Annotated in this window: 6 protein-coding genes; 5 read left to right on the top strand and 1 reads right to left on the bottom strand. The window is 42.3% G+C overall.

All coding sequences use genetic code 11. From position 1 onward, the window contains the following. Positions 1 to 1,844, top strand: a 1,844-nt coding sequence (gene uvrA / locus ACZFYI_RS15600; protein ID WP_462525056.1) for an excinuclease ABC subunit UvrA, incomplete at its 5' end; no start/stop codon positions are given. Between the two features lie 40 nt (positions 1,845 to 1,884). On the opposite strand, the gene ACZFYI_RS15605 is transcribed toward uvrA, so the two are convergent. Continuing rightward, on the bottom strand, positions 1,885 to 2,307 hold the full coding sequence (locus ACZFYI_RS15605; RefSeq protein ID WP_462525057.1) for a VOC family protein: 423 nt from the start codon (positions 2,305 to 2,307) through the stop codon (positions 1,885 to 1,887). Between the two features lie 64 nt (positions 2,308 to 2,371). On the opposite strand from ACZFYI_RS15605, the gene ACZFYI_RS15610 reads away from it, so the two are divergent. The 4 genes from ACZFYI_RS15610 to ACZFYI_RS15625 all read left to right on the top strand — a co-directional run bounded on the left by ACZFYI_RS15610 (position 2,372) and on the right by ACZFYI_RS15625 (position 4,809). Then, positions 2,372 to 3,280 (top strand): patatin-like phospholipase family protein, encoded by a 909-nt coding sequence (locus ACZFYI_RS15610; protein ID WP_462525058.1) that lies wholly within the window; start codon positions 2,372 to 2,374, stop codon positions 3,278 to 3,280. Further along, positions 3,270 to 3,887: a class I SAM-dependent methyltransferase gene (locus tag ACZFYI_RS15615; protein WP_462525059.1), complete on the top strand. Its 618-nt coding sequence runs from the start codon at positions 3,270 to 3,272 to the stop codon at positions 3,885 to 3,887. The genes ACZFYI_RS15610 and ACZFYI_RS15615 overlap by 11 nt, the downstream gene beginning before the upstream one ends. Before the next feature lie 116 nt (positions 3,888 to 4,003). Then, positions 4,004 to 4,471, top strand: a complete 468-nt coding sequence (locus tag ACZFYI_RS15620) for a hypothetical protein (RefSeq protein ID WP_462525060.1) — start codon at positions 4,004 to 4,006, stop codon at positions 4,469 to 4,471. Positions 4,472 to 4,476: 5 nt separating this feature from the next. After that, a complete protein-coding gene (locus tag ACZFYI_RS15625) occupies positions 4,477 to 4,809 on the top strand; it encodes a hypothetical protein (RefSeq protein ID WP_462525061.1) in 333 nt (110 codons plus the stop codon). Positions 4,810 to 4,976 lie beyond the last annotated feature (167 nt).

The raw sequence follows: 4,976 nt of genomic DNA on the forward strand, positions 1-4,976 counted from the left end.
GGCGTGGAGAAAGTTCAGGCAAGTGGCTTGAGCCATTGATCAAAAAGGGAATCTACTTTGATTTTCCGATCCATAGGGCATATGAAGATTTGGATGAAGCGCAAAAAGAATTGATATGGACAGGGAATTCCTACTTCCAAGGTCTCAATGACTTTTTTGCAGACTTGGAAACCAAAACACATAAAATCCAATACCGCGTAATGCTTTCTAGGTTTAGGGGCAAAACCACCTGCCCGGATTGTAGGGGGACAAGGTTAAGAAAAGATGCCTCCTACGTCAAAATCAATGGAAAGTCAATCACCGATATTGTCCTTTTGCCAATTGAAAAGGCCTTTGATTTTTTCAAGCATATTGAATTGACCGAGGCAGAACATAAAGTTGCCAACCGCCTGCTCAAAGAAATCATCAACAGGTTAGAATACATCGACAAAGTAGGGTTGGGGTATTTGACATTAAACCGACTCACTTCTTCTCTATCAGGTGGAGAATACCAAAGGATCAAATTGGCGACTTCGTTGGGTTCGGCGTTGGTGGGTTCTATGTATATCCTCGATGAACCAAGTATCGGCCTCCATCCGAGAGACACAGACAGGTTGATTGAGGTATTGAAAGCCCTGAGGGACATGGGCAATACGGTGATTGTGGTAGAACACGAAGAAAAAGTCATGAAAGCCGCAGATCAGATCATCGACATCGGACCGGATGCGGGCGTTTTGGGTGGAGAGTTGGTTTTTCAGGGAGACCTGACCGAGCTGATGATCAAGGGAAATACCTATACAGCACGCTACCTCAAAGGGGAGGAAAAAATCCAAAACAAGGACCAGAACCGAAAGTTCAGGGATACGATCATTGTCAAAGGTGCAAGGGAAAACAACCTGAAAAACCTTACTGTCAAATTCCCATTAAACACCCTGACCTGTGTCACAGGTGTCAGTGGCTCTGGAAAATCCACTCTTATTAAAAAAGTTTTGTACCCTGCTTTGGGAAAAACCCTTGGCACCGTCATCGATGAAACAGGCAAGTTTGACAAATTGGACGGGAGTTATAAGAAAATCACCCAGATTGAATTCGTGGATCAAAACCCTATAGGAAAATCCTCACGCTCCAATCCTGTCACTTATGTCAAAGCCTACGATGCCATCAGGACGCTATATTCCGATCAGACATTGGCGAAGCAAAGAGGTTACAAACCGGCATTCTTCTCCTTCAATGTGGATGGAGGAAGATGCGAAGCCTGTCAGGGTGAAGGAACTGTGACCGTCGAGATGCAGTTTATGGCTGACATTCACCTCACCTGTGAGTCATGCCATGGCAAAAGATTCAAAAATGAAATCCTGGACATCAAATACCAGGACAAAGATATTGCTGATGTCTTGGACATGACGATCGACGAAGCAATGGAATTTTTCAAAGGAAAAAGCCAAATCATCAACAAACTCCAACCGCTGCAGGAAGTCGGTTTGGGCTATATCGGAATGGGTCAATCATCCAACACACTTTCGGGAGGAGAAGCCCAAAGGGTAAAACTCGCTTCTTTTCTTGGAAAAGGAGGCACGAAGCCCGGAGACCATGTACTTTTTATTTTTGATGAACCTACGACCGGATTGCACTTCCATGACATCCGAAAGCTGCTCCATTCCATCAATGCTTTGATAGATCAGGGGCATTCTGTGATCATCATCGAGCACAATACCGAGGTGATCAAAGCAGCCGATTGGGTGATCGATTTGGGACCTGAGGGTGGAGAAAAAGGGGGTTATGTGACTTTCGAAGGTACCCCGGAAGCCCTGATGGAAACTGATGATAATTATACAGGCAAGTACCTGAGAGAATCATTTATGTAGAAAAAGTCATCCTGTGGTTTTGTACCACAGGATGATAATTTTATTTCGCAAATATCTGACTTTCGTCCTGAAAGGATTTGAATTCAAGGGCATTGCCACAGGGATCCAAGAAGAACATGGTAGCCTGCTCGCCAACTTCCCCTTTGAACCTGATATAAGGTTCGATCACAAACTCCATCCCGTAATCCCGAAGCTTATCTGCTAATGAATGCCATTCCTCCCAAGGAAGGATTACACCAAAATGCCTCACCGGGACATTTTTTCCATCCACTTCATTGGCCTTGGCAAGGGAAAGTTCCTCAGGCTTGATGTGTGCCGAAAGCTGATGTCCAAAGAAATTGAAATCTATCCATTTGTCTGTGCTTCTGCCGATGTCACAGCCCAAAAGATCTCCATAAAACTGACGCGTTTCCTCAATATCTCTGATAGGAAAAGCAAGGTGAAAAGGCTTGAATTGACCCATAATTGTTTAATTTCGTTTTTCGAAATAGAAAAGTAGCACTCATTTTTCATAATCTATTTAAACCATGAGCAAAAAAACAGTTTCATTGGTACTATCAAGTGGTGGAGCAAGAGGTATGGCACATATCGGTGTCATAGAGGCGCTTGAAGAATCAGGATATGAGATTGTATCAATAGCGGGATGCTCTGCAGGAGCATTAGTTGGCGGGATGTATGCTAGCGGAAATCTCCCTAAGTTCAAGGATTGGATCTGCAACCTTGACAAGATTGATGTTTTTTCCCTGATGGATTTTACACTATCCAGCAAAGGTTTTATCAAGGGGGACAAAGTTTTTGACGCCCTCAAAAAAATAATTGAAGACCGACCCATTGAGGAGCTAGATGTACCCTTTGTTTGCACTGCTGTAGAAATTCCTATAGGAAAAGAACATGTTTTCCGGAAAGGCAGTATGTATTCCGCCATCCGCGCTTCAGCCTCCATCCCAACTGCATTTACCCCGGCCAAAATCCATGGAAAAGAATACATCGATGGCAGTATTTTGAATCCTATTCCATTGAACCTGATTCCAAAAGAAAGGATTGCCGATCTTGTTTTTGCTGTTGACCTGAATGGACCCAAATCAGCCTTTGTAGATACAAGAAAAGAAAAAGAAAAAAAGGATAATGAGTCTGCTTTGATGAAGCTTCCTGATTGGTTGACAGATTATAGGAAAAAATTTTCAGCTTACTTTTCTTCCAACGACAAAGACGAAAAAGCAAAGGGAATGAGTTCCTTGGACCTGCTCAATTATTCTTTTGACATGCTGCAGGACAAGCTTTCGGAGCTGGTGCTGGAAAAGCACCAAGTTGATATCATTGTAGAGATTTCAAGAACCCAAGCAGGTACATTGGAATTTCACCGTGCTGCCGAATTGATCGAAATAGGAAAACAAAAAGCCTTCGCAGCCATAGAAAAATACGAAAATGGACATTAATTCCCTCAACCAGCTTTTAGGCAATATTGATATTTACCTGCTCGATCAGATTCTCAAAGGGAGATTTACAAAGGAAATGAACATCCTGGACGCAGGTTGCGGAGAAGGAAGAAATACAATCTATTTTCTGAATGAAGGCTACAAAATATTTGGAGTGGATCATAACCCAATTGCCATCCAAATGGCGCGGATATATGCCCAAACCATACAGAAGGACTATGATGTTTTCCGGTTTCAGACTTCGATGGTCGAAAATATGCCTTTTCACCAAGGTGCTTTTGATGCTGTCATCAGCTCTGCGGTTTTGCACTTTGCCAAAAGTGAAACGCACTTTTTGAAAATGATGGAGGAGATGATGCGGGTATTGAGGTCGGGAGGAATCTTCTTTCTAAGAATGACAACAAGCCAGGGAAATATGAAGGAGAAATCTCCGCATTTGGGAGATGGGGTTTATTTATTGCCTGATGGCTCAGAGAGATTTTTATTGACTGAGGAATTGGAAAAGGAGATAGTTTCAAAATATAAGCTCAATTACCTTGAACCTGCAAAAAGTGTCTTGGTGCATGGGCAAAGGGCCATGGGGGTTTTTGTCTGGCAAAAAGGATAATCTTATCACAGTTTTTTTACTCTGTTGATTTTCATATATTTATTAGGATTCTTTCTTTGCATTTTGATCATTCTTTCAAAAAGCATTTTACCATTCAACCGATGCGAATAAATCTCATGAAAATCCAGACTTTCAACCCTTCATTTTTTTTAATCTACCTTGGATTGACTCTTTGCCTATCAGCTTGCAAAATCACCCTTGTCCCAAGTTATGATGCACAACTCAAAGAACAGATTGAAAGTACTTCCAAGGAGATTGACAGGTTTTACCTGAATATGATGGACATGACTTCAAATACTGAAGGCGGCCGTTCTTATGACCAATTCAGGGAGGGATATATCGATATCGAAGTGGAATTGCTTTCCCTGCTCAATAAGAATAGGGTGAGGCCGCTGAATACCCATTCCACCCGGATATGTGAGATTACATTGCAAATCTGGAGAAAATACAAACAGGAACACAAGGAAGACGATGCCATCCCCGATGGCCTGATTAAATTAAACATGCTGGCCATGAATGACCTCATGTACGCCATGCTGATTGCAGAGAAAGGAAAAGCAATAGCCGATAATCCACCAAATTAACCCGAATGAGTATGAGCTTTGATATCAATGAAGTACTGTTTCAAATGTCTGATGCCATCAAACAAAATGTGGCTGAAAACTGGAATGAAGTGAAAACTCCCGCAAATAACTTTCTTCAAAACCGAAAAGAGCGCCTTGCTTTATTGGCTGATTTGTTGATTAACAAAGAAATATCGCAGGCAAGATTTGAATCCCGGATGGAGGATGAAAAACTGATCGCTGAGGCGGAATTTCATGCGATAGCGGTGATTTCTAAAGCCATCGCCCAAAAGGCCGCAAATGCCGCCATAGACATTTTCCAAAAGGCTGTAATGTCGGCTGTCAATTTGGCGATTTAAGCGCTACAGGCAAATAGGGGACTTACCAATGATTTGAAAAAAACAAAACTCCTAGAAGATTTCCTTCAGATTGCCAAGAGATATCAAAACAGGACTTTGAAATCCCGAAATCATTCCTGATTTTTGCATCCTCAAATCGGGATCTTCTCATCCCGATAGCTATCGGG

It is taken from the genome of Aquiflexum sp. (genome assembly GCF_977115555.1).